The sequence below is a fragment of the Cellulomonas sp. CW35 genome, assembly GCF_052378485.1.
GTDB classification, from domain to species: Bacteria; Actinomycetota; Actinomycetes; order Actinomycetales; family Cellulomonadaceae; genus Cellulomonas; species Cellulomonas uda.
The window spans coordinates 617,293-642,394 of the sequence record NZ_CP199000.1 but is presented as its reverse complement, the minus strand read 5'-3'; the positions used below and the strand labels follow the sequence as shown (position 1 = coordinate 642,394).

The window sequence follows — 25,102 nt, the reverse complement described above, 5'->3', positions numbered from 1 at the left end:
GAGACGGCCCGGCTCAGCGCAGCGCCACCACGTCGTACTCCCCGTCGCCCTCCCGCACGCCCCAGAACATCCCCTCGAACGACGTGGTCCACCGCAGACCGGAGGGCAGCTCGACCCGTCCCGCCGGCTCCCCGTCGAGCGTGAGGGCGCGCAACGACATGACGGTGTCCGAGCCCTCCTCGAACTGCGGCGACACGAGCAGCCGCCGACCGTCGGTGAGCACCTCGGCCACCGAGGACCCCGGCGGCGCGTCGGTCCACAGGAGCCGACCGTCGGACCCCGCGAACGCCCGGATCACGGCGTCGTCCCAGACGTAGACCACGCCGCGCAGCACCATCGAGCCCGAGGCCGTCCGCCGGTAGGAGTCGGAGCCGTCGTCGTCGCCCTCCGGCACGACCCACCGCCGCTCACCCGTCGCCACGTCCCACAGCGTGAGGCCCTCGCCGTCCGTCAGGAGCACGTCCCCCAGGCTCCCGTCGTCGACGGTGCTGGACACGGGATCGCCCTCGACGGTCGCGACGACGGCCGCGTCCCGGACCACGCGCGTCTGCGTCGCGGACCCGCGGGACGTGGTGAGGAGCAGCGACCGCTCGTCGGAGGACCACCGGTTCCCCACCGCCCTCGCCAGGACCTCGCCCTCGCGTGTCACCAGCCCGAGCGGCGATCCCGACGAGCCGTCGACCCACACGCCGCCGCCCGCGATCGAGAGGCTGATCGGGCCGGCGCCAGCGGCGCCCGCGCCGCCGTCGGCCAGCCGCTTGCGCCACCGCACCGTCCCGTCCACGTCGCTCGCGACGAGCACCACCTGGCCCGCGCCCTCCCTCGCCGTGACCAGCAGGTCGTCGAGCAGCACGACGTCACGGACGTCCGGCGCCAGGTCGCGGCGCACGTGCTCCGTCCCGTCCGCGAGCCCGAGGACGAGCAGGCGCGCGTAGGTCGCCTCGTCCCGCTCGAGCTCGCCCGTGTCGCCCCACCGGACGCTGCCGTCGGTGTCGAGGCACAGCACCACGTCGCCCCAGTCGCTCGACGTCCCGGTGGCGCACGGCGGCCGCGCGAGCACGGCGTCGTCCGACGTCCGCGCGGTACCGATGGGCGCCGACCACAGCTCACGCCCGTCCTGCGCCGAGTGCACCGCGACCCGCTGCCGGCCGTCCGGCTCGGCCGCGACCGTCATCAGCAGGTCGTCGACCGCCTCGAACGCGAGCGGGTCGGCGATCGAGAAGGCCGCGGTCATCCGGTCGCCGACGGGCGGCACCACCCCGTCGACGTCCTGGAGCGCGGCGACGGCCCGACGCTCGCGCGCGTCGAGCACGGCCTGCGCGCCGACGAGGCTCCCGACGACGAGCAGGGCACCCGCGCCGAGGAGGACCGCGCCACGGCGTGACCGGCGCGGCCGGCGCACCGTGTCGGCGAGCTCGTCGTCGGGTCCGGCGGGCGCGGCGAGGTCGGACCGGTCCTCGTCCTCGTCGAGCTCGACGCGCTGCATGTCCACGGGCGCAACCTAGCCCCGGCGCGCCACGATGTCGGCCACCCGGTCGAGGAATCCCTCCTGCGCCGCGACGACGAGGCCGCGCGCGTCGTCGAGGCCCGCCCAGGCGACCCGGTCGACCTCGGGCACCTCGAGCGTGCGGCCGGAGCGCGGCGGCCACTCGACCCGGACGAGGTTGCTGGTCACCCGCGTCCCGCCGGCGGTGCCGTCCGCCCCGGGCCCGCCGACGAGCGTGGCGACCGGCAGGTCCCCCTCGCGGGCCCACGCGTGCACACGCTTGCCGCCGGACTGGCGGACCTCCCCGAGCGGCTCGTCGTCGCGCAGCGGTGGCGGCGGCGCGAACCCGAGCTCCTCGGCGAACTCGCGCAGCGCGGCGGCGTGCGGGTCCTCGTCGGGCTCGACGAGGCCCTTGGGGACGGACCAGGCGCGTTCGCGGCGGGCCCAGAACGGGCCGCCCATGTGCGCGAGGAGCACCTCGACGTCGCCGGGCGGGCCGGCGGCGGTCGCACCGGCAGCTGCCCCCGGCCCGGAACCGGTCCCGGGCTCGGGACCCGCAGCGCGCGCGACCAGGCGGTAGACGAGCAGTCCGGCGCTGACGGGAGCCATCCCTCGATCCTGCCCCCGCTGCGACCTGCGCGTCGCCGTGGTCACGCTCCCACGTGAATCGATTTGGGTGGTTTACGGCCCGAAGGGCCACTGGGGATGGTGATCGCGTCCCGCCGTGTCTCGCAGGTGGTCGGCATCGTCGCCCGCCCCAGTCGATGCACGCAGGGGTTCGTGCACCTCCGTCACCGCACCCGTTCCAGCCGACGGGTGCGAGGGCGACCTCGCGCACGGCTGCGCCCGGCTCGCCCACCAGCCAGAAAGGTACGGACGATGTCCTCTTCGACCCGACGGCGACACGCCTGGGTGGCTCTCGCCGCCCTGAGCGTGTCGTCACTCCTGGCGGCCGGGATCACTCCCGCTGCTGCCGCGACCGGCGGGGGCGCACTGCCCTCGACGGTCTCCGTCCCCGCGGCGTCGCCACTGCGCGCCGCCGTCGACGGGGAGTACGCGCAGCGCTTCCTGGAGCAGTACGACAAGATCAAGGACCCGGCCAACGGGTACTTCTCCCCGCAGGGCATCCCGTACCACTCCGTCGAGACCCTCATCGTCGAGGCCCCGGACTACGGGCACGAGACGACGTCCGAGGCCTACTCCTACTGGATCTGGCTCGAGGCGCTGTACGGCCAGGTCACGGGCGACTGGGCGCCGCTGAACCACGCGTGGGACACGATGGAGAAGTACATGATCCCCGCCGCGGTGGATCAGCCCACGAACTCCTTCTACAACCCCTCGTCTCCGGGCACCTATGCCTCGGAGTACAGCCACCCGAGCAAGTACCCGTCCCAGCTCAACAGCGGCGTCAGCGTGGGCACCGACCCGCTCGCCAACGAGCTGAAGTCGACGTACGGCAACCCGGACATCTACCAGATGCACTGGCTCGCGGACGTCGACAACGTCTACGGCTACGGCGTGACGCCGGGTGCGGGCTGCGAGCTCGGCCCGACCGCGACCGGCACGTCCTTCATCAACACGTTCCAGCGCGGCCCGCAGGAGTCGGTCTGGGAGACCGTCCCGCAGCCGAGCTGCGACGAGTTCAAGTACGGCGGCAAGAACGGCTACCTCGACCTGTTCACGGGTGACGCCCAATACGCCAAGCAGTGGAAGTACACCTCGGCGTCCGACGCCGACGCGCGTGCCATCGAGGCCGTCTACTGGGCCAACAAGTGGGCGACCGAGCAGGGCAAGCAGGCGCAGATCGCCGCGACGGTCGCGAAGGCCGCGAAGATGGGCGACTACCTGCGGTACACGCTGTTCGACAAGTACTTCAAGACCATCGGCTGCACGTCGCCGTCCTGCCCGGCGGGCAGCGGCCGCAGCAGCGCGCACTACCTGCTCTCGTGGTACATGGCCTGGGGTGGTGCGACCGACGCGAGCGCCGGCTGGGCCTGGCGCATCGGCTCGTCGCACGCGCACTTCGGCTACCAGAACCCGCTCGCGGCCTACGCGCTGTCGACCGACCCGGCCCTGACGCCGAAGTCGCCGACCGCCAAGGACGACTGGTCGAAGTCGCTCGAGCGCCAGCTCGAGTTCTACACCTGGCTGCAGGCCTCCAACGGCGGCATCGCCGGTGGCGCCACCAACAGCTGGGACGGCGCGTACGCCACGCCGCCGGCCGGCACGCCCACGTTCTACGGCATGGGCTACACCGAGGCGCCCGTCTACTCCGACCCGCCGTCGAACCAGTGGTTCGGCATGCAGGCCTGGGGTGTGCAGCGCGTCGCCGAGCTCTACTACGCGTCGGGCAACGCCAAGGCCAAGGCGATCCTCGACAAGTGGGTCCCCTGGGTGATCGACAACATCTCGACGGACGGCGCGGACTGGAAGGTCCCGAGCACGCTCGTCTGGAACGGCAAGCCCGACACCTGGAACCCGACGAGCCCCACGGGCAACCCGGGCCTGACCGTCACGGTCAAGGACTACGGCCAGGACGTCGGCGTCGCCGGCGACACCGCCCGTGCCCTCCTCTTCTACGCCGCGAAGTCCGGCGACACCGAGGCGCGTGACACCGCCAAGGCGCTGCTCGACGCGATGTGGGAGAACAACCAGGACGCGATCGGCGTGGCGACCGAGGAGACGCGCGGGGACTACCTGCGCTTCGACGACAAGTACGTCGCGGGCGGCGACGGCGTCTACATCCCGTCGGGCTGGACGGGCACCATGCCCAACGGTGACGCGATCAAGCCGGGCGTGTCGTTCCTCGACATCCGCTCGTTCTACAAGAACGACCCGGCGTGGTCGAAGATCGAGACGGCGCTGAGCACCGGCGTGGCCCCGAAGTTCACCTACCACCGGTTCTGGTCGCAGACTGCGATCGCGGCGGCCCTGGCCGACTACGACCGCCTGTTCGGCGACGGCACGACGCCGGGCGACACGCAGGCGCCGTCGGTGCCCACGGGTCTGAAGACGACCGCGGTGACCAGCACCTCGGCCACGATCTCGTGGACCGCCTCGACCGACGACGTCGGTGTGACGGGCTACGACATCTACCGCGGCACGACCAAGGTCGGCTCGTCGACCACCACGTCGTTCGCCGACACGGGCCTGACGCCCGCCACGGCGTACTCGTACACCGTGCGGGCCAAGGACGCCGCGGGCAACGTGTCCGCAGCCTCGTCGGCGCTCGCCGTCACCACCGAGGCCGGCACCGGCACCGACACGCAGGCGCCCACCGCGCCGACGGGTCTGACGGCCGGCACGGTCACGGAGACGTCGGTCGCGCTGTCCTGGACGGCGTCCACCGACAACGTCGGTGTCGTCGGCTACGACGTCTACCGCGGCACGACGAAGGTCGGCTCCTCCACCACGACGACGTACACGGACACGGGCCTGACCGCCGCGACCGCGTACTCGTACACCGTCCGGGCGAAGGACGCCGCGGGCAACGTCTCCAGCGCGTCGTCGGCCCTCGCGGTCACGACGAAGACCGGCACGGTCGTCGACACGCAGGCGCCGACGGCGCCCACGGGCCTGACGGCGGGCACGGTCACGGAGACCTCGGTGGTGCTGTCCTGGACCGCCTCGACCGACAACGTCGGCGTGACGGGCTACGACATCTACCGCGGTGACACCAAGGTCGGCTCCTCGACCGGCACGACGTACTCGGACACCGGCCTGACCGCCGCGACCGCGTACTCGTACACCGTGCGGGCCAAGGACGCGGCGGGCAACGTCTCGCAGCCGTCCTCCGCGCTGTCGGTCACCACGAAGTCGACCACCACGACCGGCTCGTGCAAGGTCGTGTACAACGCGTCGAGCTGGAACACCGGCTTCACCGCGTCGATCCGGGTCACCAACACCGGCACCACCGCGCTGAACGGCTGGACGCTGACGTTCCAGTACGCCAACGGCCAGACGCTGCAGCAGGGCTGGAGCGCCGACTGGAGCCAGTCCGGCTCGACCGTGACCGCCAAGAACGCCGCGTGGAACGGCTCGCTGGCCCCCGGCCAGACCGCCGACATCGGCTTCAACGGTGCGCACAACGGCACGAACAACGCTCCGACGGGCTTCACGCTCAACGGCGCCTCGTGCAGCTGACCACCACCTAGCAGGACGACACGGGAGAGCCCCGGGGACCGACGGTCCTCGGGGCTCTCCCGTGCCCGCCCTCACCGGGCGGGTCTCACCACGCCGGTGTCAGCGGCGGCCACGCATGTTCGCGGCGATCGAGACACCGATCACCGCGAGAACGATCTGGATGATGAGCTCGATCCAGTCGATGCCGTCGGTGTCCTTGACGCCCAGCAGCCCGGCGATGAGGGAGCCGATCAGCGCGGCGACGATCCCGACGACGATCGTGAGCCAGATCGGGATGTCCTGCTTGCCCCGCGCGAACAGTCGCCCGAGCGCCCCGATGATCAGGCCGATGATGATCGCGGAGATGATCCCGGAAATGGTCATGTCAACCTCCAGATGAGCGAAGACCTCTCGGTCCGACACCCGGAATCTAGGTCCCCCGGTCGAAGCGCGCCCGTCGAGAGCTCACCGCCCCCCGTGCGGGTGACGCGCCCCGGCACACGCCAGGGCGACTGTTCTCCACCGTCCTCGTCCCGGCCGACAGCACCCCCACGACCGCCTGACCCACTCTCACGCGCGGCGGGCCGCCACCCGCTCCACCAGGCGGTACCGGCTGCTCTCGTGCTCCACCAGGTCGAGCCCGGCCTCCGCGAGCCGCAGCAACGGCCGACGGCGATGATGCTCGCCGTGCCGCCGCCCGACGACATCCAACCCGCGCTGCAGGACGCGGCCCAGCACCGCCGACGACTCCACGTGGTCCGCGACCAGCACCAGCCCGTCGGGCCGCACCACACGCCGCATCTCGGCGAGCACCGCGACCTCGTCGGGCACGCAGCACAGCGCGAACGTGCACACCACCGAGTCGAAGTGCGCATCCGGCCACGGCAGGCGTGCCGCGTCGGCCTGCACCACCGTCACCTCCACGCGCTCCGCCGCAGCCCGGTCCCGGGCCGCGACGAGCATCGGCACGCTCTGGTCGCTCACGACGAGCTCGTCGGCGCGTCCGCGCAGGTGCGGCAGGTTCGCGCCCGTACCGGCCGCGACGTCGAGCGTGCGTCCCCGCACACGCTCCGCGACCCACCGCCGCGCGGGCGCCAGCAGGCGCGGCTCGAGCCACGCCGTCGCACGGTCGTACGTCGCCGCCTGCCCGTCCCAGTAGTCCCGCCCGTCCACCCGGCCTCCCGTCGCCGCCCCCAGCACATCACGACGACGCCCGGGTCGCGGTCGCGTCTGGGAACCGGCACAGGTCGACTCCCAGGAGTGGAAGGCGCAGGAGTACGAGGGCGGGCGCGCGGTCCTCGCACGCGCGAACCTCACGTTCGCGCTCCCGGTCGACATCGCCCCGCCCGTCACGCTGCACCTCGGCGCCCTGAGCGGCGACGTCGGGGCCGTCCCGCTCGACGAGTCCGCCCCAGCCCCGGGCACGCCGTGAGCACCGGGCACATGACGAACACCGCGCGGTCCGACGACCGCGTGCGGGGCGACCTCGTCCTGCACCCCGTCGCCCTCACGGGCCTCGTCGTGCTGCTGCTCAACGACCACGTCCTGAAGGCCGCCGCGCCCGGGTTCGTGACGGGCAAGCTCTCGGACCTCGCGGGGATGGCGTTCTTCCCGTTCCTCCTGCTCGCCGCTCGCGACGTCCTGCTGCGACGTCCGCCGACTGCCCGGTCGGCCTGGGTCGCCGCGGTCGTCACGGCGTCCACGTTCACCGCGGTCAAGCTCTCGGACCCTGCGCGCGACGTGTACGCCACCGTCGTCGGCCGGCTCCGCTACCCGGCCGACGCCCTCCTCACCGGCACCGGCTCCCCCGTCCCCGTCGTCATCCAGCCCGACCCGGGCGACGTGGTGACGGTCGTGGCCTGCGCCGCCGTCGTGCTCGTCGTGACCCGCACGCGATCGCGTCGATCCCTGTCACCCGCACGCCCGTCGCCCGCACGCCCGTCACCCGCACGCTCGTGCGACAGTCCGGCTCCCCGCACGACCCCGTTACGCTCGGCCTGAACGACGGGCTCGGGCGCCGGCACGGCGGCCCCACGGAAGGATCGGTCACGGCATGACCGGGTATCTCACCCATCGCGGGCCGGGCACCGGCGCGCGGCGCCCCGCTCGCTCCTGGCTGCACACCGACGCCCCGACCCTCTCCCTGAACGGCGACTGGCGCTTCCGGCTGCTGCCCGGCGCACCGGGTCAGCCGGGTGCGCACGGCGTCCTCCCTCCGGACGAGGGCGTCGAGGACGTCGCCCTCGAGGCGTTCGACGACAGCGCCTGGGGCACCATCCCCGTGCCGTCGCACTGGGTGCTGCCCGCGGGCGGGCCGCACGGCGCGCCGATCTACACGAACGTGCAGTACCCGTTCCCGCTCGACCCGCCGCACGTGCCCGACGAGAACCCGACTGGTGACTACCGCCGCAGCTTCGAAGTGCCGGGCGAGTGGTCCGACGCCGAGGCGGTGGTGCTGCGCTTCGAGGGCGTCGAGTCCCGGTACAAGGTGTGGGTCAACGGCACCGAGGTCGGCGTCGGGTCCGGCAGCCGTCTCGCCCAGGAGTTCGACGTGACCGACGTCGTGCGGCCCGGTGCCAACGTCCTCGTCGTGCGCGTGCACCAGTGGTCCGCCGCGAGCTACCTCGAGGACCAGGACCAGTGGTGGCTGCCCGGGATCTTCCGTGACGTCACGCTGCAGGCGCGCCCTGTCGGCGGCATCGAGGACGTGTGGCTGCGCGCGGGTGTCGAGCCGGACGGCTCGGGTCTCGTGACGGCGGACCTGACCGCCGGCGATGGGTCGTACCCGATCACCCTGCGGGTCCCCGAGCTCGGGGTCGACGTCGAGTGGTCGTCGCCCGCGGACGTCGCGCCGGTGCGCGTGGACACCGTCGAACCGTGGTCGGCCGAGGTCCCCCGGCTGTACGCCGCGACCGTGTCGAGCGCCGCCGAGACTCTCTCGTTGCGTCTCGGTTTCCGCACCGTGCGCATCGACGGCGACCGGTTCCTCGTGAACGGCGAGCGGGTCGTGTTCCACGGGGTCAACCGGCACGAGACCCACCCCGACCGCGGCCGCGTCTTCGACGAGGAGTGGGCGCGCGAGGACCTCGCGCTGATGAAGCGGTTCAACGTGAACGCGATCCGCACCAGCCACGCCCCGCCCCACCCGCGACTGCTCGACCTCGCCGACGAGCTCGGCTTCTGGGTGATCCTCGAGTGCGACCTCGAGACGCACGGCTTCGAGCGCGTCGGCTGGGCGGGCAACCCGAGCGACGACCCGGCGTGGCGAGACGCGTACCTCGACCGGATCGAACGCACCGTCGAGCGGGACAAGAACCACCCGTCGGTGGTGATCTGGTCGCTCGGCAACGAGTCCGGCACGGGCCAGAACCTGGCCGCGATGGCCTCCTGGGTGCACGCCCGCGACCCCGAGCGCCCGGTGCACTACGAGGGCGACCACACCGGCGCCTACACCGACGTTTACTCGCGCATGTACTCCTCGGTGCCGGAGACCGCCGCGATCGGCACCGACGGCTCGCGCTCGCTGCTGCTCGGGTGCACCGCAGCGGAGTCGGCCCGCCAGCGCACCAAGCCGTTCCTGCTGTGCGAGTACGTGCACGCGATGGGCAACGGTCCCGGGGGCATCGACCAGTACGAGGACCTCGTCTGGCGGCACCCGCGGCTGCACGGCGGGTTCGTCTGGGAGTGGCGTGAGCACGGCGTGCGCACGCGCGCCGCCGACGGCACGGAGTTCTTCGGCTACGGCGGGGACTTCGGCGAGGTCGTGCACGACGGCAACTTCGTGATGGACGGCATGGTCCTGCCCGACTCGACCCCGACGCCCGGCCTGTTCGAGTACAAGCAGGTGGTGGCGCCCGTGCGTCTGGCCGTGATCGGCCGTTCCGACGACGCGAGCGGCCTGGCGCTGACTGTGACGAACCGCCGGCACGCCGCCGACACGAGCGACCTGGTCCTGCGCTGGCGGGTCGAGGCCGACGGCGTCCCGACCGCGACCGGCGTGCTCGACGCCGTCGTCGCCGCCGGTGCGACCGCGACCGTCCCGCTCCCCGAGCTCGCCGTGCCGACCACCGGCGAGGTCTGGCTGACCGTCGAGGCCGAGCTGCGCGAGGCGACCCCCTGGGCGCCCGCGGGGCACGGCATCGTATTCACGCAGCACGCCCTCACCCCCCGGCGTGCAGGCCTCACCGCGCCACGGCTCGTGATGCCCGCGCAGGTGGCGGCCGCACCCGCCGAGCTCCTCACCCTCGGGCCCGCCGAGTTCGCGCACGGTCGCCTGGTACGCCTCGCGGGCCAGCCGGTGTCCGGGCCGCGGCTCGAGCTGTGGCGAGGCCCGACCGACAACGACCGCGGCCAGGGCGGCGGCTCGTACGACCTGGCCGACCCCTGGGAGAACAACGGCAACGGCGTGCCCGCGCCCCCCTACGACCAGATCTGGCGCGCGGCGGGCCTCGACCGCCTCACCGCCCGGGTCGAGCTCGTCCGCACCACGCGCGAGACGGCGCACCTCCGGCGCCGCTGGTCCGCTGCGGACCAGGCAGCCACGGTCGTCACCGACGAGCGATGGCACCTGGTGGACGACGAACTGTGGCTGCGCGCCGAGATCGAGCCCAGCCGGGGCTGGGACATGGTCTGGCCCCGGATCGGCCTGCGCCTGGACCTGCCGGGCGACGTCGACGGCGCGTCCTGGTTCGGCACCGGGCCGCGCGAGTCCTACCCGGACAGCCGCCACGCCGCCCGGGTCGGCCGGTTCGCGGCGGCGATCGACGACCTCACGGAGCGCTACTCCAGACCTCAGGAGAGCGGCCACCGCAGCGACCTGCGCACACTCACGCTCACGCGTGGCGGAGCCGCGTGGCTCCAGGTGGACGCCGCGGCCGACACCAGCGGCCGCAGGCCCGGTTTCACGCTCACCCGGCACACCGCGCAGCAGCTCGACGCGGCGCGTCACCCGCACGAGCTGCCCGACACCGGCCGCACGTACCTCTACCTCGACGCCGCCCAGAACGGGCTCGGCTCCCGGGCCTGCGGTCCCGACGTGTGGCCCGACCACCTTCTGCGGCCGCAGACCCGCACGCTCACCCTGCGCTTGCGCCACGCCTGACGTCGCCAGCGGGCGGTGCGCTCACCCTCCCGGGCGGTTCCACCCGCAGCGGTCATCGATCGCGGTGAGAGCGACTCTGAGTCGTGACTCGAAACAAAGGACAGGAAAAACCCGAGGTCAGGTGGACCTCCGTAGAGAGTTCGAGAACCCTTGCTCGGCCTTGAAAACGGTGGCTTCTCGGAGGTCGCGGGGAGTCTACCGACGGGATCGGAGGCCGCTGGAGCCGTCCGTGGTGGATTTGCGAGGGCGGCTGGTGCGCGCAGTTGGGATGACTCAAACCCTTCTGAACCCGACGCAGGTGGACGAGCTGGCGGCCCTCTACGAGGCGGGCGCGACACTGGTGGAACTGGGTGAACGGTTCGGCGTGCACCGTCGCACGGCGGCCGCCCACCTTGTCCGCCGGTCAGTCCCGATCCGCACGCGAGGCCTGGATGAACGGCACCTCGCCGAAGCGGGCGAGTTGTACTCCGAAGGCTTGACGCTCATGGAGGTGGGGTTGCGCTTTGGTGTCAGCCAGCAGACGGTGCGCCGTGCGCTTGCGGCCGAGGGGGTCGCGATCCGCCCGAGTGGTCGTCGTGTTCAAGCGGCGACCTGATGTGCGCCAGGCCTTCTCCTGCATGAGCGCTTGACGCGTGCGTGAAGGCGCCCTGGGGGCCTCGGCCTCAGGTCGGAGGGGCGCCCGGCAGACCGGGTCCGCACCGCGGAGACACTTCACGAGCCGACGTCACTGCTATGATAAAACATCTCTAGAGGCGTCTGGATATGTTTTAAGGAGGTCTGTGATGGCGAAGCGCACTGTCCCGTTGCGACCGCACGTGCAGGACGCCCTCAGCGTGTGGGGACAGCTCATCAGGCGCGGTCGGCTCGACCGCGCCTGGACGGCCAAGGATCTCGCGGCCCGCGCGAACGTCTCGGAGCAGACCGTCCTCTCCGCAGAGGCCGGCCACCGTGGCACCGCCGTCGGCACGATGATGGATCTGGCCGACCTCGTCGGCATCCCCCTCTTCGGTATCGAAGACCGCTCCGAGATCGCAATCCGTCGTCGACGCGGCGAGGAGATGCTCGCTCTGCTCCCAAGCCGTGTTCGCCGGTCGAAGGCAGGAACCATCGATGACGACTTCTGAGGATCTCTATGTCTGGACGTGGCTGCCAGGCCAGACCGAGCCCGTCCTGGCCGGGAGGGTGGACCAGGCTGGGCCGCTCTTCACTTTCATCTACGCGCTGAGGTACCGATCGAGGCCGGATGCCATCAGTCTGTTCGCGCCGGAGCTTCCGCTGCGCCCCGGCATCCAGGAGCCGGCAGATGGATTGACCATAGCGGGCGTCCTCAGGGACGGGAGTCCCGACAGGTGGGGGCGGGGTGTCATCGAACGCCGACGAGGTGCCACACCGAACTCCCTCAGCGAAATCGACTACATGCTGAGTTCCAGCTCGAATCGCTTCGGAGCACTGGACTTCCAAGCCAGTCGCGAGACCTACGTTCCGCGGGATGACTCGGCGACCCTCGATGAGCTGCACAAGGCAGCCATCATCCTCGACGAGGGCGGCGAACTATCGGCGGGCCTCGACGCCGCGCTGATACATGGCACAAGCCTGGGAGGCGCACGGCCGAAGGCGACCCTCACCAGTGACGATGGGAGCCAGTGGCTCGCGAAGTTCGCGTCATCAGACGATCGCGTGTTCTCAGTGGTGAACGCCGAAGGCGCGATGCTTGAGCTTGCGCGCAGGGCGGGTATCAACGTTCCTGAGAGCAAGGTCGTGTCGTCTCTTGGTAAAGAGGTTCTTCTTGTCCGGCGGTTCGACCGAGATGCCACAGGAGGACGGCGCCACGTGGTATCCGGTCTGACGATGGCGCAGACCGACGAGATGTACGCGCGGTACGTGTCCTACCCGCAGATCCTCGATGTGCTTCGTCTGTACGCGAAGGATGCGGCTCAGCCCGGGCCTGAGCTTTTCCGGCGCATCGCGATGAACATCGCCATCAGCAACAACGATGACCACGCCCGGAATCACGCCGCATTCTGGGACGGGAGGCACCTGGAGCTGACCCCTGCCTACGACCTCGCGCCCGGGCAAAGGTCCGGAGACACATTCGAGCAGGCGATGGCTTTCGGGCGAGGCGACCACGGCGCGAAGGTGTCCAACTTTGCGGCCCTGGTACGCGAGTCGGAGACCTACGGGCTCAGCGCGGCACAAGCTCGGGACATCATCGACCATCTCGTGTCTGCCATCAGCGACAACTGGAACGACGCTGCAGAGGTCGCGCGCTTGAGCGCCGCAGACAAGAAGAGCCTTCGCGAGAGGCAGATTCTGCCGAGGGCAGCCTTCTTCGACTATGAAGATGCACCGCTCTGACGAGCCAACCGTCGCCATACGGCCAACGCGTCATGCTGCACGGATAGGTGACACCTGATCTGGCTTGCCTTGCGGCGGCCGGGGAGGATGTTGCCGTGCCCAAGCCCTACCCTCGCGAGTTCCGTGACGACGTGGTTCGTGTGGCCCGCAACCGTGAGCCCGGTGTCAGCGTGGAGCAGATCGCCAAGGACTTCGGGGTCCACCCGATGACCTTGTTCAAGTGGATGCGACAGGCCGACGTCGACGACGGCGCGCGGCCCGGAACCAGCCGGGTCGAGGGCGTTGAGCTGCGCGAGGCGCGCAAGCGGATCCGGCTGCTGGAGCAGGAGAACGAGGTCCTGCGCCGCGCGGCGGCCTACCTGTCCCAGGCGAACCTGCCGGGAAAAGGCTCTACCCGCTCGCGAGTGAGCTCGCCGGCGACGGGATCCCCGTCGCGGTGACGTGCCGGGTCCTCAAGCTCGCCAGACAGCCCTACTACCGGTGGCTGGCCAACCCCGTCACCCCCGCCGAACTGACGCAGGCGTACCGGGCGAACGCGCTGTTCGACGCTCACCGCGACGACCCGGAGTTCGGCTACCGATACCTGGCCGAGGAGGCCCACGACGCCGGCCAGGTCATGTCCACCCGGACCGCGTGGCGGATCTGCGCGGACAACCAGTGGTGGAGCGTGTTCGGCAAGAAGAAGGCCCGCGGCAAGGGCACGAAGGTCGGTCCACCGGTCCATGACGACCTGGTCGGGCGGGTCTTCACCGCGACCGCGGCGAACCGGCTGTGGCTGACCGACCTGACCGAGCACCGGACCGCTGAGGGCAAGCTGTACCTCTGTGCGATCAAGGACGTGTTCTCTGGCCGCATCGTGGGGTACTCGATCGACTCGCGGATGAAGTCCCGGATCGCCGTCACCGCACTGGAGAACGCCATCGCCCGGCGCGGTGACGTGGCCGGGTGCGTGGTGCATTCGGACCGCGGCAGCCAATTTCGATCAAGGAAGTTCGTCCGCGCTCTGCACCGCCACGACCTGGTCGGATCGATGGGCCGGGTCGGCGCCGCCGGGGACAACGCCGCCATGGAGAGCTTCTTCTCGCTGTTGCAGAAGAACGTCCTGGACCGCCGCTCCTGGACCACGCGCGAGGAACTCCGCATCGCGATCGTCACCTGGATCGAGCGCACCTACCACCGCAGGCGCCGGCAGGACCGCCTGGGCCGGTTGACCCCCATCGAGTACGAGATCATCATGACCGCACCGGCCGCCCAGGCCGCGTGACTACCCGCTGTCACCTATCCGTGCAGCAGACCCCCCCGTCGACCCGACCGGGCTCCTCGATCGTGCGCTTGTCATCCAAAGCCGCCTGCGATGTCGGGCTGCGATGCGATCATGACGAGGAGCGACGCCTGAGTGAGCGGGGGATGCGGTGACCGACCCGATGGAGCTGATGCTGGCCGACCTTCGGGAGAAGTACGAGGCCCTGCCGACTGCGCGGAGCTTTGCCCGCTTGTACGACGACCCCGAGTGGGGCCACATGTTCGCAGTACTCCACAAGCGGCTGAACGACCACTTCACTGCTATCAATGGCCGCGCGAAGTCCACGCATCACTACTGGGCAGACAACAGCCGGGACTTGCTGACGCTCATAGACGACATCGAGGCCGAACTTCACCTTCTGAGGTCAAGCCCCTGGAAGTGGTGTAGCGCTTCGGCGTGATCTTCGTGCTGGTCAGGCGGTCAGAGCCAAGTGCTGCTCGGTCACCTCCGGGATGTCGTCGATGAGCGTGAGGCGGGAGCGGGTCAGGACGTCGAGGGCGAAGTAGCGGCGGCCTTCGGCCCATTCGTCGTGCTGCTCGGCCAGGACGGCGCCGACCAGGCGGGTCACCGAGTCGCGGTCGGGGAAGATCCCCACGACGTCGGTGCGGCGGCGGATCTCCTTGTTCAGCCGCTCGTTCGGGTTGTTCGACCAGACCTGGCGCCAGATCGCCTTGGGGAACGCGGTGAACGCGAGCAGGTCCGCGCGGGCGCCGTCCAGGTGCTCGTGCACCTCGGGCAGTTTGTCGGCGACGAGGTCGAGCAGCTTGTCGTACTGGGCGTGCACGTCCTTGGCCGTGGGCTGGTCGTAGACCGAGTGCAGGGCGGCCTTCACCGCCGGCCAGGAGCTCTTCGGCGTCACGGACATCAGGTTCGCGGCGTAGTGGGTGCGGCACCGCTGCCACGTCGCGCCGGGTAGGTTCGCCGCGGTGGCCTCGACCAGGCCGCGGTGGGCGTCGGAGGTCACCAGACGCACCCCGGCCAGGCCGCGGGCGACCAGGTCGGCAAAGAACACGTTCCACGCCTCCTTGGTCTCGGAGGTGGTGACCTTGCAGCCCAGGACCTCGCGGTGTCCGTCGGCGTTGACGCCGGTGGCCACGAGCACGACGGCGTTGATCACACGGCCGGCCTCGCGGACCTTCATCGTCAACGCGTCCGCGGCCACGAAGGTGAAGGGTCCGGCGTCGGCCAACGACCGGGTGCGGAACGCGGCGACCTGCGCATCCAGGCCGGCGGCCATGCGCGAGACCTGCGACTTCGACAACGACGTGATCCCGAGGGACGCGGCGAGCTTGTCCATCCGCCGGGTCGAGACCCCGAGCAGGTAGCACGTCGCCACGACCGAGATGAGCGCGGCCTCGGCGCGCTTGCGCCGCTCAAGCAGCCACTCCGGGAAGTACGTCCCCTGGCGCAGCTTGGGGATCGCGACGTCGATCGTGCCGACCCGGGTGTCCAGGTCGCGGTGCCGGTACCCGTTGCGCTGGGCGACCCGGTCGGGCGAGGCCTGTCCCCACTCGGCGCCGCAGACCGCGTCTGCCTCCGCCGAGAGCAGCGAGTTGATCACCGTGCCGAGCAGGTGACGCATCAGATCGGGCGAGGCGTCGGCCAGGGCCTGGCCCAGGACGGCGCCGGGGTCGACAATGCGTGGTGCGGTCATCGTGATGCTCCGTTCGAGAGTGCTGTGGAAGGTTCACTCGAAGGATCACGCGGTGACCGCGCCGTCGTCTACGACAACGTCGCCACCAGCGCTACACCACTATCAGGGACGCAACTCCTTCTGAATCGTTCTGGCCGTGAGGTCGAGTTGATCGGCCCGTATGAAGACGCGCTGGAACGGTGCCGGCCCTGGCTATCGCCGAGCGGCGGAAGTCACGTGCCGGACGACTTCGATCCAATTCGAGTCGTCACCTACGACCCGGTCTTCGTTTACGCAGCGTCCAACATCAGGCTTGAGAAGCAGCCGAAGCCGGTGCCACTCAAGATGGTGGGGAGCGGTTCCTATGCCCACGTGTACTCATACCTTGATCCCGACTACGGCATCCAGTTCGCGGTGAAGCGAGCGAAGAGGGGTCTTGGTGGGCGGGACCTTGAGCGGTTCAAGCAGGAGTATGAGGTCCTTAAGGGCTTGAGCTACCCGTACGTGGTGGAGGTCTACAGGTACGACGCGACGCTCAATGAGTACCGGATGGAGTACTGCGACACGACGCTGCGTGAGTACGTCAGCCGGAAAAACTCGACTCTGTCCTTCGCCGCTCGGAAGCGCATCGCCCTGCAGTTCCTGTACGGCATCAACTTCCTACATCACCAGGGCCTCCTGCACCGCGACATCAGCCTTCAGAACGTGCTTGTGAAGGTGTTCGACGCTGGCGCCGTGCTGGTTAAGCTCTCGGACTTCGGCCTCGTCAAGGATCAGTCGAAAGAGTTCACGCGGACGCAGACCGAGATGAAGGGTACGCTCGTCGACCCGATGCTGGAGTCCTTCAAGGACTACGCGGTCGTTAACGAGGTGTACACGATTGCCTGGGTCCTTGCGTACATCTTCAAGGGCCGAGAGTCTCTGCCGCCGGCCAGCGATGACGTGGGAAGGATTATCCACAAGTGCGCGATCAACGACCTGGGGCTTCGTTATCAGACCGTCGCTGAAGTAATTGCAGATGTGGAGCGGCTGGAAGCGCCGTCGGTGCAGCCAACGGCCTAGGACTCGCAGACCGCGCGACGCCGTTCGCCATCCAGTCGGTCGATGGGCCGCTGTTGGCTGCTCAGCAGTCTGCCCGCAGGGCACCGCCGACCCCTGCCGCACCTCGGGAGGCTCGCCGTATCGTCGTTGCATGGAGCAGACCGTCACCCCCACCGAGCTGGCGCGCGAGCTCGGCGTCAGTGCGCGGCGCATCCGCCACTGGCCGAGGGAGCAGGGGTGGCAGAGCATCCCCTACGCGCGCTGGCAGCTCTCGGCAGACCAGGCGGCTCAGGTCCGGAGTCGCTTCGGGTCCGAGCCGCTGAGGAAGGCGAGCCGCGCAGCCTCGGCGCGACGTCCAGGGGTCGGGCAACGCTGGGCTGGCTAGTCCGTCCAGACCGTGTGGGTCCACAGCGCCGCATCGAGCAGCCTCAGGGGTGACTCGTCGATCACGACGGCGCGCTCGCCCGCGGCCGCCAGCACCCGGGCGGGCAGGAGTGCGAGTTCCTGCGCGACATCAGGACTCCGCACGAGTTCGCGGAACACGAGCCAGTCCAGCCGGAAGTCCTTCAGCCCCAAGACCCCCAAGAAGGCGCACACGTTCCGATCCCGAACTGGGAACAGATGCGGGCGCTTGCGCGCACACACCTTGCTTGCCGTGATCCACGGATTCGGGTCCTTGGCGGCCGGCGAGGAGAGCGCGCCCTTCACCCAGCGATAGAACTCCTCCATCGAGATGAGAACCTCCGCGCCGGCGTCGGCGAGGTTGATCTCGGGCAGGTTGCCCAGCACCGCGACCGCGCGATCTCGATCGGGCGACGGGTTCAGCAGTCGTCTTGTCGCTCCCGGTCCCACGTCGACACTGAGCAGCGACGTGGCGTGCAGGTCGGTGGCAGTGATGGCGCTCGGCCGGACCGGCGGGAGGGTCGCGAAGCTGGCGCCCGCGTAGTTGCCGTCCACCGCATAGTAGGAGACGAGCCTCTGAACCGCCCCGGCCCGCGACTCCCCCGAGAGTGCCTCGAGTGCCTGGGCGATCGCTTGGTACCGGACGGCGGCGTCGAGCGCCGGCCAGTCATCGGGCACGTCGTGGCGCTGGGGCGAGGCGGGCGCGTTCATGGCGCAAGCGTCCCCGCGGCCGGGGTGAGGCGGTGCCGCTGATCGGGTGAACTGTCGGCGGGCGGTGGGACGGTCATCGCTGTGACGTCCCTCCACTTCGACGGCCCCATGGTCGCGGGTGGCTTGTCGTACAGCGTCGACGAACTGCTCGTGTCCCCGGGTCCACCCTCGCTGTCGACGGGCGTCGAGTGGATCGACCAGGTGACCGGCGGGGTTGCACCCGGTTCCGTCTGGACGGTCCTGGGTGCGACGGGCGTCGGGGTGACGACTCTCGCCACGAGGCTCGCGACCGCAGCTGGAGCGAGCGGCACTGTGATCCTCGCCAACGGCCACGTCCCGAGCCGCTCCCTGGCGCGACAGGCGCAGCAGATCGCAGGCCGCGTCGGCCAGACCGAACCTCAGGCCTCGCTGGCAATGCCTCGTCTGGCTTCGTGGCTTCCGCTCCCGAACCTCGGCGACAACTCCTGGGACGGTGACTGCGAGCGCGCCGACGTGGTTGTACTCGACACGTGGGACGAGATGTGGCGCCCCGAGCACTGGAGCCACACCCGAGAGCAGCGGCTGGCCGGCGTCCGGTGGCTACGTGAGGTGGCACGCAACAACCACACAGCGCTCGTGCTCACGTGCCGACTGCCACACGGCTCCTCGGGTGCACCGCGCCCGGACGTGCACTGGGCCGTCGAACCGTTCGACGACGTCGCTGACGTGAGCATGTGGCTGGACTGGTCGGACGACAGGTCTCCGTGGCGCGAGTTGACCGTGCGGGTGCGGGGAGGGCGCTCCGCACGGAACCGTCTCCTAAGCGGGTGAAGCACCGACCTCGCGAAGGCGAGCCCCCTTCTGGTGCCGCCGACTCCCAGCGTCCGGCCATGCGCGGACGGCCGTTGCGATCCAAGTGCGGACTAGATGCGGACTAGCAGCCCAGATGGTCGCCCAGCGGGACCTCCTACCGAGCCCCCAATAGCGGCCCTGACCTGCGCAGACACCTCAGTGGGCCCCGTGGGGATCGAACCCACAACCCGCGGATTAAAAGTCCGCTGCTCTGCCAGTTGAGCTAGAGGCCCCGGTCGACGACTCGGAGTACGGACAGCACCTTGTCGATGCCCGACGGCTGGCACCGCCCCACCGCGTCTGCGCCCCGACGATACGGCACGCGCCGACCACGCTGGCGGAGGAGATGGGGGCTCGCGATGCCGCCCGACCCTATGGGCGTTGTTCGTGCTCGACCGCCCGTCGCAGGGCCTCGAGCTCGGCGGTGATCGCGGCGAGCTGCTCCATGATCTGCGCTGTCGGGGCGTCGGTGACGCCGGCCTCCAGGCGCTCGTGACGGGCGCGCTCGACGAAGCTGGACGTGATCGCGGCGGTGACGATCGCGATGAACGCGATGGCCTCGAGCATGAAGATCGCGCCGAGCACCTTGCCGATGCCGTTCGAGGGGATCACGTCCCCGTAACCGACGGTGGTCACCGTCTGCAGCGCCCACCACATCGCGGTGCCGAGGTCGTCGAAGTCCTCGGGCGCGAGGACACGGACCAGGACGCCGCCGAGGATGACGCTCGCGGCGGTCGCGGTGACGATGACCGCCATGGCGCTGCGTATGGACAGCGGGGTGCGGTGGAAGGTGGCGAAGCGGCGTTCGAGCAAGTGCATCCGCGGCATGTCGGCACTCTTCGCCGGTCGTCGAGGGCCCGCAACGCCCGCCGCGGGTACCTCGGCCGACGCGGGGCGGTGCCGCGCGGCGGTCGCGGAAGACCGCACGCCGGGCCCACAACGGCGGATACGGTCTGACCCGTGAACGGAGAGCTGGCGAACGTGATCGCCCTGGCGCTGCACGGATCGGCCTGGCTCGCGGACCCGTCGGGTCCGCCGCCGGAGCTGGAGCGGACGAGCTCGACGTTCCAGTTCGTCGGCGCGTTCCAGGTCGAGCCGCCGCCGCGGCGGTGGAAGCGCGACGCGACGATGGACGGGGCGACGTGGTTCCGCTGGTTGCGGGAGCAGGGGGTCGAGCGGCTGTGGCTGGCGACCCCCGACCGGGTGCGCGGGCCACTCGCACCGCACGTCGGTGCGGCGTTCGCCAACGGCGGCCAGTGGGCTGTGCTGGCGACGGGCCGCCGCTCCAGCGTGTGGGTGCCGCGCTGGGAGGTGGGGGACGCCCACCGGGCGGACCGCCGGATCTGGGACGTGCGGCTGGTCGGCTCGTGGGCGGAGGGGGTGGCACCCCCGCAGCGGGCCCCGGTCGGCACCGCTCTTGCGGGCCTGACGACCGTCCTGGAGGCGGCGGAGGCGCTGGCGCGTGAGCAGGACCTCGACTCGTGGGCCACGTGGTTCGCGGGAGCTCTCGAGCAGGCCCGGTCGGGTCACGCCGAGATCCCCTACCACGCGGACATGGCGCCGTGCCCGCCGGTCACGCCCGAGGCCCGACACCTCCTCGGCGTGGCCGCGCGGTCGTGGGTGTTCGGTGGCATGGGCTCGTGGAACGACGTCTGGATGCAGGACGACGAGGCGCAGGCCCGGTACGACGCCGTGACGGGTGCTCTGTATCGCGCGGTGGTCGACGCCTGCGTCGTCGCGACGAACGCCGACCTCGACCGGTCCGCAGCGGCGCGCTGAGCCGGAGACGCGCGGAGGCAGGTCCGGTCGTGTCAGGGGCCGACGAGCGCTTCGTCGGCCCGCGCGCTCGTCGGGACGTCGGCACTGCCGCGCGGACGCCGCCGCTGGTCGCGCCGGGCGACGAGGAGCGCGGCGACACCGGCGGTGAACAGGACACCGGAGGCGGCGAGCGCGACGGGCCCGTCGGCCGCGCGCAGCACGGCCGCGCCGATGGCGGCACCCACGCCCATGGACAGGACCGCGAGCGACCGGTCACGCCACTGGCCCGGGGTCTGCCGCCCGCCGCCGAGGCGGCTCTCGCGGGAGACGTTGGCGAGCGTGCTGGTGACGACGACGGTCGTGATGTCGGTGTTCCCGACGGGCTTCACGGCGGCGACCTGCGCGCCCATGAGCGCGGCGAGGACCGCGGTGAGCACGGCCTGACCGGTCGGCGTCAGGTCGCCCACCACGAGCCACACGACGACGAGCACGGCGATCAGCGCGGCGCCACCCCCGAGCAGCCACGCGCTGCGGACGGGCAGCCCGACGGGGTGCCCGCGGCGCATGAGACGTCCGCCGAGGATCGAGCCGACGACGAACCCGACGAGCGCGAGCGCGTTGTTGAGCAGCGGCATGCCGGGCACGCCGACGAGCGCGAACGCGAGGAACAGCACGTTGCCGGTCATGTTGCCGGTGAACACGCCGTCGAGCGCGAGGTAGCTGACGGCGTCGATGGCGCCGGTCGCGGCGGTGAGCAGGAGCAGGCCGGTGGTGAACAGACCGGCGGTGGTGGCGCGCCGCATCAGGTCTCCTTGAGCAGCGTGTGGATGTCGGTGAGGTGCTCGCGCATCGCGGCGGTGGCGGCCTCGGCGTCGTGCGCGGCGACGGCGGCGTAGATCGCGCGGTGCCCGGCGAGCGAGTGCGCGCGGCCGGCCTTGGTGGCGTGGGAGCGGCGGCGCACGGGCAGCGTCCACTCGGTCATGAGGCCGTGCAGCGTGACGAGCAGGGGGTTGCGGGCGGCCTGCGCGAGCAGCAGGTGGAACTCGAGGTCGACCTCGACGGAGCGCGCGGCGGTCAGGGGCGGCTCGGACGCTGCGAGCACGTCCTGGAGCTGGAGCAGGTTCGCGGGCGTGGCGCGGCGAGCGGCGAGCCCGGCGACGGAGGGTTCCACGACGAGGCGCAGCTCGGCGGCGTCGGCGTTCTCGGCGCCGCCCAGAGCGGCGGCGGTGAGCTCCTGCAGGTCGCGCTGCTCGGCGGAGGGTTCGACGACGACGGTGCCCCTCCCGGGGCGGCGCTCGATGAGGTGCTTCGACTCGAGCTCGAACATCGCCTCGCGCAGCGTGGCGCGGGAGACGGCGAGCTGCTCGGCGAGCTCGCGCTCGCCGGGGAGGCGCTGGCCGGGGGCGAGCTCGCCGGTGGCGATGAGCCGCTCGAGGTGGGCGGCCAGAGTCACGGAGATGGTCGGCGACCTGCGGGCGAGCGGGGGGACGGGCGTCGGCACGGGTGCTCCTGAAGGGTGTGCGTCGTGCGTCGCAGCGGATCTGCGTGGGCGGCACGGTAGCAGCATCTCGGTCAGATGGTCTGACCAATGTTTCGCTCTGGGTCGGTCGCGTAAACAGTGCGTTACCGCGTCCGAACTGTCTGGATCGTGCCGACGACCTGGGGCTACGTTCCTGCTCCATCGGTCAGACCATCCGACCGACGACACCAACGGCGGCGTCGCATCCCGCCGTCCGTGGAGGGTCCGCGCCGCCCCGCTCAGCGACCGGAAGGCATGCGCGATGCTCCCCTCGAAGTCCCTCCGCACGGCAGGTCTGGCCAGCGGCGCCCTCGCCGCGCTCCTCGCCCTGTCCGCCTGCTCCAGCTCCAGCTCCGCGACTGACGACGCCACGACCGCCGCCCCCGCGGCCGGCGCCTACCAGTCCCTCGCGGACTCGTCGGCATGCGTCGACCTCCGCGAGACGAACCCCGACCTCGTCGGGACCACCAAGACCAACGCGCTCAACCCCCACACCCCGGGCTACGAGGTCATCGACCCCGAGAACCCGGACCAGTACATCGGGTTCGACATCGACCTGGGCGAGGCGATCGGCGCGTGCCTCGGCTTCGAGGTCGACTACATCCCCGTCGGCTTCGCCGAGCTCATCCCGACCGTCGCGAGCGGCCAGGCCGACTGGATCGTCTCGAACCTGTACGCCACGGAGGAGCGCGCGCAGGGAGGCGTCGACTTCATCAGCTACTCCAAGGTGTTCGACGGCATCCTCGTCACCACCGGCAACCCCAAGGGCATCACCGGCATCGACACCTCGGTGTGCGGCACCACGGTCGCCCTGAACAAGGGCTACGTCGAGGTCCCGCTCGTCGAGGCCATGGGCCCCGAGTGCGAGAAGGCCGGTCTGCCGGCCCCCACGGTCAGCCTCTTCGACTCCAGCGCCGACTGCGTGCAGGCGATCCTCGCCGGCCGCGCCGACGCGTACATGAACGACATCAACACCGTGAAGGGGTACATCGCCGAGCACCCGGACGAGCTCGACTCCGCCGAGACCGTGATGCTCGACTACGAGATCGGCATCGGCGTGCTGCAGGGCGACCACGCCTTCCGCGACGCCGTCCAGGCCGCGCTCACCGAGATCCAGGACTCCGGGCTGCAGGCCGAGCTCGCCACCAAGTGGAAGCTCGACGAGAACGCCGTGGCCGAGCCCTCGATCCTCAGCGTCGGCTGACCCTCCGCCAGGCCACCGAGAACGACGACTGGAGGGCGCGCCGATCATGAGCGAGTTCCTGCACTACCTGACCCTTCCCTACCTGCTGGAGGGCATCAGCTTCACGCTGCGGCTCACGGGGATGGGCTTCGCCGGAGGCATGGTCCTCGGACTGTTCCTCGCGGCGATGCAGCTCACGCGCTTCAAGGCGCTGACCTGGGTCGCCCGGGCGTACGTGACCCTGTACCGGGGAACGCCGCTGATCCTCCAGCTCGTCTTCGTCTTCTCGGTCCTGCCACGGGCGGGGATCACCCTGACCCCGCTCGTGGCAGGTGGCCTTGCGCTGGCCCTCAACGAGGCCGTGTTCTTCGCCGAGATCTTCCGGTCCGGCATCAAGGGCGTCGACCCGGGCCAGGTCGCCGCGGGCCGCGCGCTGGGCATGCGCCCGGCGATGCTCATGGCGCGCGTCGTCGGCCCGCAGGCGTTCCGGTCGATCGTGCCGTCGCTGGGCAGCGAGGCGATCTCGACGATGAAGAACTCGGCGCTCGCGTCGATCATCGCGGTCCCCGAGCTGACGCTGCGCACGCAGCAGCTCGCGTCGGCGACGTTCGACTACTTCGAGATCTACTTCGCGACCGCCGCGATGTACCTGGTCCTGACCGGTGCGCTCACGCTGGTCCAGCTCGCGGTCGAGCGCGCGCTGGACCTGGACCGCCCCGCGCAGGCGTCGCTGCGGACGTGGTTCGCCCGCCTCAGCCGCCCGGCGACCGCGGTCCCGACGAGCGTGGACGCGGACCCCCGCCGCGCTCCCGACCGCACGGACACCGGCATCGGCACCCCCGCGCCCCTGACCCACGCGGACCCGCCGCCGCGCAGCTTCGGCGACGCGCTCATCGAGGCGTTCGCCCTGCGCAAGTCCTACGGCGAGAACGAGGTGCTGCGCGGCATCGACCTGAACATCCGCCAGGGCGAGGTCGTCGCCCTGCTCGGCCCGTCGGGCTCGGGCAAGAGCACGCTGCTGCGCTGCATCAACCACCTCGAGGGCCTCGACGGTGGCTCGGTGCTCGTCGGCGGCACCGCGATCGGCTACGGCGAGCGCGGCGACGAGCTCGTCGAACGGCACGTCGCCCGCCAGCGCGTCGATGCGGGCGTCGGGATGGTCTTCCAGCAGTTCAACCTGTTCCACCACCTGTCCGCCCGGGAGAACGTCGCCGCTCCCCTGCGCTGGGTGCACGGCTGGTCCCGCGAGGACGCCGACGCCCGCGCCGACGAGCTGCTCGCGCAGGTCGGCATGGCGCACCGCGCCGACGCCCTCCCCCGCCACATGTCCGGCGGCCAGCAGCAGCGCGTCGGCATCGCCCGGGCGCTCGCCTCGAACCCCAAGGTCCTCCTGCTCGACGAGCCGACGAGCGCGCTCGACCCCGAGCTCGTCGCCGAGGTCCTCGGGGTCATCCAGAACCTCGCCCGCCAGGGCGGTCTCACGATGATCATCGCCACCCACCAGCTGCGGTTCGCGCGCGAGGTGGCCGACCGGGTCGTGTTCATGGCCGGCGGGGTCGTCGTCGAGCAGGGCACGGCGGACCAGGTGATCGGCAACCCGCAGGTCGAGGCGACGCGTCGCTTCGTCAACGCGATGGACTCGGCGGAGGTCTGAGCA

22 protein-coding genes and 1 tRNA gene are annotated in these 25,102 nt (G+C 70.9%); 13 read left to right on the top strand and 10 right to left on the bottom strand.

Translation table 11 applies throughout. The features are described from left to right. Positions 1-13: 13 nt before the first annotated feature. On the bottom strand, positions 14-1,492 hold the full coding sequence (locus ACT17Q_RS03055; protein WP_444664663.1) for a hypothetical protein: 1,479 nt from the start codon (positions 1,490-1,492) through the stop codon (positions 14-16). Between the two features lie 9 nt (positions 1,493-1,501). Continuing rightward, on the bottom strand, positions 1,502-2,095 hold the full coding sequence (locus tag ACT17Q_RS03050) for an NUDIX domain-containing protein (protein ID WP_444664661.1): 594 nt from the start codon (positions 2,093-2,095) through the stop codon (positions 1,502-1,504). A 270-nt stretch (positions 2,096-2,365) separates the two neighbouring features. Here ACT17Q_RS03050 and ACT17Q_RS03045 point away from each other — a divergent pair, with 270 nt between their 5' ends. Further along, positions 2,366-5,629: a glycoside hydrolase family 48 protein gene (locus tag ACT17Q_RS03045; RefSeq protein WP_444664659.1), complete on the top strand. Its 3,264-nt coding sequence runs from the start codon at positions 2,366-2,368 to the stop codon at positions 5,627-5,629. Between the two features lie 99 nt (positions 5,630-5,728). On the opposite strand, the gene ACT17Q_RS03040 is transcribed toward ACT17Q_RS03045, so the two are convergent. After that, the gene (locus tag ACT17Q_RS03040; RefSeq protein ID WP_094180895.1) at positions 5,729-5,992 is read right to left on the bottom strand and encodes a GlsB/YeaQ/YmgE family stress response membrane protein; all 264 of its coding nucleotides are present in this window, start codon (positions 5,990-5,992) and stop codon (positions 5,729-5,731) included. A 186-nt stretch (positions 5,993-6,178) separates the two neighbouring features. Beyond that, positions 6,179-6,781, bottom strand: a complete 603-nt coding sequence (locus tag ACT17Q_RS03035; RefSeq protein ID WP_444664657.1) for a class I SAM-dependent methyltransferase — start codon at positions 6,779-6,781, stop codon at positions 6,179-6,181. A 270-nt stretch (positions 6,782-7,051) separates the two neighbouring features. On the opposite strand from ACT17Q_RS03035, the gene ACT17Q_RS03030 reads away from it, so the two are divergent. The 7 genes from ACT17Q_RS03030 to ACT17Q_RS03000 all read left to right on the top strand — a co-directional run bounded on the left by ACT17Q_RS03030 (position 7,052) and on the right by ACT17Q_RS03000 (position 14,767). Further along, on the top strand, positions 7,052-7,609 hold the full coding sequence (locus tag ACT17Q_RS03030) for a hypothetical protein (RefSeq protein WP_444664655.1): 558 nt from the start codon (positions 7,052-7,054) through the stop codon (positions 7,607-7,609). A gap of 52 nt (positions 7,610-7,661) precedes the next feature. After that, on the top strand, positions 7,662-10,709 hold the full coding sequence (locus ACT17Q_RS03025; RefSeq protein ID WP_444664653.1) for a glycoside hydrolase family 2 TIM barrel-domain containing protein: 3,048 nt from the start codon (positions 7,662-7,664) through the stop codon (positions 10,707-10,709). A 268-nt stretch (positions 10,710-10,977) separates the two neighbouring features. Further along, positions 10,978-11,304 (top strand): hypothetical protein, encoded by a 327-nt coding sequence (locus ACT17Q_RS03020; RefSeq protein WP_444664651.1) that lies wholly within the window; start codon positions 10,978-10,980, stop codon positions 11,302-11,304. A gap of 187 nt (positions 11,305-11,491) precedes the next feature. Next, entirely contained in the window at positions 11,492-11,833 is a 342-nt protein-coding gene (locus ACT17Q_RS03015) for a helix-turn-helix transcriptional regulator (RefSeq protein ID WP_094180900.1), read from the top strand. Continuing rightward, entirely contained in the window at positions 11,820-13,064 is a 1,245-nt protein-coding gene (locus ACT17Q_RS03010; protein WP_094180901.1) for a type II toxin-antitoxin system HipA family toxin, read from the top strand. Before ACT17Q_RS03015 ends, ACT17Q_RS03010 begins: the two co-directional genes overlap by 14 nt. A gap of 95 nt (positions 13,065-13,159) precedes the next feature. Beyond that, positions 13,160-14,328 (top strand): IS3 family transposase gene (locus ACT17Q_RS03005; protein WP_444664650.1). Its coding sequence is split into 2 segments (ribosomal slippage): positions 13,160-13,444 and positions 13,447-14,328, totalling 1,167 coding nucleotides; the frame shifts between segments, so codons are not numbered across the junction. 148 nt (positions 14,329-14,476) lie between these two features. Next, positions 14,477-14,767, top strand: coding sequence for a hypothetical protein (locus tag ACT17Q_RS03000; RefSeq protein ID WP_444664648.1), 291 nt, complete (start codon positions 14,477-14,479; stop codon positions 14,765-14,767). Positions 14,768-14,779: 12 nt separating this feature from the next. Here the strand turns inward: ACT17Q_RS03000 and ACT17Q_RS02995 are convergent, their stop codons facing one another. Continuing rightward, a complete protein-coding gene (locus ACT17Q_RS02995; RefSeq protein WP_444664646.1) occupies positions 14,780-16,021 on the bottom strand; it encodes an IS256 family transposase in 1,242 nt (413 codons plus the stop codon). A 216-nt stretch (positions 16,022-16,237) separates the two neighbouring features. On the opposite strand from ACT17Q_RS02995, the gene ACT17Q_RS02990 reads away from it, so the two are divergent. Then, on the top strand, positions 16,238-17,062 hold the full coding sequence (locus tag ACT17Q_RS02990) for a protein kinase family protein (protein WP_444664644.1): 825 nt from the start codon (positions 16,238-16,240) through the stop codon (positions 17,060-17,062). A gap of 360 nt (positions 17,063-17,422) precedes the next feature. Here the strand turns inward: ACT17Q_RS02990 and ACT17Q_RS02985 are convergent, their stop codons facing one another. After that, positions 17,423-18,154 (bottom strand): DUF6308 family protein, encoded by a 732-nt coding sequence (locus ACT17Q_RS02985; RefSeq protein WP_444664642.1) that lies wholly within the window; start codon positions 18,152-18,154, stop codon positions 17,423-17,425. An 81-nt stretch (positions 18,155-18,235) separates the two neighbouring features. Between ACT17Q_RS02985 and ACT17Q_RS02980 the strand changes: the two genes are divergently transcribed. Further along, complete coding sequence (locus ACT17Q_RS02980; RefSeq protein WP_444664640.1) at positions 18,236-18,964, top strand: hypothetical protein; 729 nt, start codon at positions 18,236-18,238, stop codon at positions 18,962-18,964. Positions 18,965-19,145: 181 nt separating this feature from the next. Here the strand turns inward: ACT17Q_RS02980 and ACT17Q_RS02975 are convergent. Continuing rightward, positions 19,146-19,218: transfer RNA gene (locus tag ACT17Q_RS02975), tRNA-Lys, on the bottom strand. 139 nt (positions 19,219-19,357) lie between these two features. Continuing rightward, positions 19,358-19,813, bottom strand: coding sequence for a potassium channel family protein (locus ACT17Q_RS02970; protein ID WP_094180909.1), 456 nt, complete (start codon positions 19,811-19,813; stop codon positions 19,358-19,360). Between the two features lie 132 nt (positions 19,814-19,945). Between ACT17Q_RS02970 and ACT17Q_RS02965 the strand changes: the two genes are divergently transcribed. Further along, positions 19,946-20,764: a hypothetical protein gene (locus ACT17Q_RS02965; protein WP_094180910.1), complete on the top strand. Its 819-nt coding sequence runs from the start codon at positions 19,946-19,948 to the stop codon at positions 20,762-20,764. A gap of 32 nt (positions 20,765-20,796) precedes the next feature. On the opposite strand, the gene ACT17Q_RS02960 is transcribed toward ACT17Q_RS02965, so the two are convergent. Continuing rightward, positions 20,797-21,546 carry a YoaK family protein gene (locus ACT17Q_RS02960; RefSeq protein ID WP_444664637.1) on the bottom strand — a complete coding sequence of 250 codons (750 nt, stop codon included), beginning with the start codon at positions 21,544-21,546 and terminating at the stop codon, positions 20,797-20,799. After that, a complete protein-coding gene (locus ACT17Q_RS02955) occupies positions 21,546-22,196 on the bottom strand; it encodes a FadR/GntR family transcriptional regulator (protein ID WP_232514444.1) in 651 nt (216 codons plus the stop codon). Before ACT17Q_RS02955 ends, ACT17Q_RS02960 begins: the two co-directional genes overlap by 1 nt. Positions 22,197-22,524: 328 nt before the next feature. Between ACT17Q_RS02955 and ACT17Q_RS02950 the strand changes: the two genes are divergently transcribed. Together ACT17Q_RS02950 and ACT17Q_RS02945 are read left to right on the top strand one after the other, a co-directional pair. Next, positions 22,525-23,466 (top strand): ABC transporter substrate-binding protein, encoded by a 942-nt coding sequence (locus tag ACT17Q_RS02950; protein ID WP_444664634.1) that lies wholly within the window; start codon positions 22,525-22,527, stop codon positions 23,464-23,466. 46 nt (positions 23,467-23,512) lie between these two features. Further along, positions 23,513-25,099: an amino acid ABC transporter permease/ATP-binding protein gene (locus ACT17Q_RS02945; protein WP_094180914.1), complete on the top strand. Its 1,587-nt coding sequence runs from the start codon at positions 23,513-23,515 to the stop codon at positions 25,097-25,099. Positions 25,100-25,102: the final 3 nt, after the last annotated feature.